The sequence below is a fragment of the Vibrio sp. 1562 genome (genome assembly GCF_033340155.1).
Lineage (GTDB): Bacteria > Pseudomonadota > Gammaproteobacteria > Enterobacterales > Vibrionaceae > Vibrio > Vibrio alginolyticus.
On record NZ_JAWOVY010000066.1, the window covers coordinates 1 to 2,523 of the forward strand.

Consider the following 2,523-nt stretch of genomic DNA (forward strand, 5'->3'; position numbering starts at 1 on the left):
CCATAGCGTTTTGGACCCACCTGATTTCCATGCCGAACTCAGAAGTGAAACGAAATAGCGCCGATGGTAGTGTGGGGTTTCCCCATGTGAGAGTAGGACATCGCCAGGCTTTAGTTTTATTTTCACTTTTTCGAAAAGTGAAGACAAAAGCGGACACTTGCTGATTACAAGCGAGTGATACCACTGCGGAGTGGTAGTTCAGTTGGTTAGAATACCGGCCTGTCACGCCGGGGGTCGCGGGTTCGAGTCCCGTCCACTCCGCCACTTATATTAAGCCCTAGTCGAAAGACTGGGGCTTTTTCGTTTGGTCGTGTCCCCTAGAAATGCATTTACACATTGAAGGCGAGACAATACGACTTTCTTTACCCTTTTGGCACATGAGTTTCTCAGGAAGATGAGCCTGCTGCCTGCACTTCCAATTACTCCGAGTTTGTATCCTGTCCTCGTTGAAAGATTGGTCATTTGAACAATGAGTCTTTATAACACTCGCCCTCAACCGTAATAGAATGAATAGTCTTCCTCACTGCGTGTTTTGTTAGCGTCTCTCTTAAACAATAATTTTCTACATCTTATTTCTCAAACATTCATTGCTTCCATGTTTAGAGCGGGACCGTCGTTGCGTGGATTACGCAATTTCGCGAAATATAGTGAGGAAGAGAGCTAAGTCTTCCGAAAATTAATGCCTTTTAGAAAACTTTGTTTTCTTTGCTGAACTTGCTAGTAGCGATTAACCTAAGAGGAGTTCTTGAGGAGTATGTTTGATGATGCAACAAATAAAAAATGAAACGCTGAAATCTGTATTTAAGCAATGGTCTTCCGAAGAGGGAATTGTGGTCATCAACCCTGCAACTGAGCAAGAGTTAATTCGGTTAAAGCCTAGTACTCTTGATGAGTTAGATGATCTCATTGGTCAGTGCAAAACGGAGCAAGTCCGTTGGGCTAAATTAAGTGCCCAAGAGCGCTCTCGTCGTTTGAGGGGGTGGTATCAACTACTTCTTGATAATGCAGAAGACATAGCCACGATTATTACCTTAGAGCAGGGTAAACCTTTAGCTGAGAGCAAAGGGGAAGTGATGTATGGTGCCTCTTTTGTCGAGTGGTTCTCAGAAGAAGCAAAACGTGCTTATGGCGAAGTTATTCCTGCCCCCACGACAGATAGACGTCTATCTGCAATTCGCCAGCCTGTGGGAGTATGCGCTGCAATTACACCTTGGAACTTCCCTATTGCGATGATTACAAGAAAAGCAGCACCAGCCCTAGCGGCAGGTTGTGGCATGTTGATCAAGCCATCAGAGCTTACCCCTCTCACTGCAATTGCTGTTGTTGAATTAGCTTATCAGGCTGGTATCCCTAAAGAACTGCTTTCTGTCTTGGTGTCGGAGCAGGCTGCTGAGTTTGGTCAAGTACTAAGTACTGATCCTAGGATTCAGAAGATCTCTTTTACGGGGTCTACGCGAGTCGGGAAAATTTTGATGAAGCAAGCCAGTGATTCAGTCAAGGCGGTGTCGATGGAGTTGGGTGGTAATGCGCCTTTCATCGTGTTTGAAGATGCAGACTTAGATGCGGCTGCGGAAGGGCTTGTCGCGTCGAAGTTCCGTAATGCAGGGCAAACATGTGTTTGTACCAATCGGTTATATGTTCATAAAAATGTAAAACAAGCTTTTATTGATAAAGTATTGTCGAAGTTAAGCAAATTAAAGCTTGGCAATGGTTTAGAGAAAGATGTCACATTAGGTCCTGTTATTACGATGGCCTCTAAGCATCGACTAGAGGCGGTGATCGATCAAGCTGTACAAGAAGGAGCCTCTATTGCTAACTCTCCACAGAGACGGCATGGTCGCTTTATGGAGCCCGTTCTTTTGGATAGTGTGACGCAGAATATGTCGATTGTTCAGCAAGAGCTATTCGGGCCTGTGTTGCCTATTGTTACCTTTGAAAATGATGATCAAGTTCTCGAAATGGCGAACGATACAGAATATGGTTTGGCTTGCTATTTCTATACGAATAGCTTGAAGCGTATTGTGACTTTTAGTGAAGGTTTAGAGTACGGCATGGTTGGAGTGAATGAAGGGATCATCTCTACTGAAGTGGCTCCATTTGGTGGAGTTAAAGAGTCGGGTGTTGGACGGGAAGGTGCTAAGCAAGGACTCGATGAATATCTGGAGACAAAGTATATTTGTCTTGGTGGTTTAAGCTGATTTCAGAGATGGCCGATTGAACTAAAAAGCTAGGTTTTTACCTGGCTTTTTTTTAGTTGAAAGGCATACCATTTGCCACGCGCGTTTGTGGTTAATATTTTCTGGTTATTTAGTGAGTCGATAGTTAGCTTGCGGTAAGCGGTTTTTAATAATCAAAGCGCTTATGTTATTTCGTTATGGGGTAGGAGAGAGCTTAGCTTTAAACTAATACAAAAAAGCCGCATCAAGTGATGCGGCTTCTTCTAATATGGCTCCTCCTGCTGGGCTCGAACCAGCGACCTGCGGATTAACAGTCCGTCGCTCTACCAACTGAGCTAAGGAGGAA

The 2,523-nt window shown here is 44.4% G+C and carries 1 protein-coding gene, 2 tRNA genes and 1 rRNA gene; 3 read left to right on the forward strand and 1 reads right to left on the reverse strand.

Going from position 1 to position 2,523, the window contains the following annotated elements; all coding sequences use genetic code 11:
* The 3 genes from rrf to R7Z49_RS23140 form a co-directional block, all read left to right on the forward strand.
* A 5S ribosomal RNA gene (gene rrf, locus R7Z49_RS23130) occupies nt 1-109 on the forward strand; the annotation flags it as partial.
* Between the two features lie 78 nt (nt 110-187).
* A tRNA-Asp gene (locus R7Z49_RS23135) sits at nt 188-264 on the forward strand.
* A 497-nt stretch (nt 265-761) separates the two neighbouring features.
* Entirely contained in the window at nt 762-2,198 is a 1,437-nt protein-coding gene (locus R7Z49_RS23140) for an NAD-dependent succinate-semialdehyde dehydrogenase (protein ID WP_080960149.1), read from the forward strand.
* Between the two features lie 248 nt (nt 2,199-2,446).
* Here the strand turns inward: R7Z49_RS23140 and R7Z49_RS23145 are convergent.
* Nucleotides 2,447-2,522 (reverse strand) — tRNA-Asn (locus tag R7Z49_RS23145).
* Nucleotide 2,523: the final 1 nt, after the last annotated feature.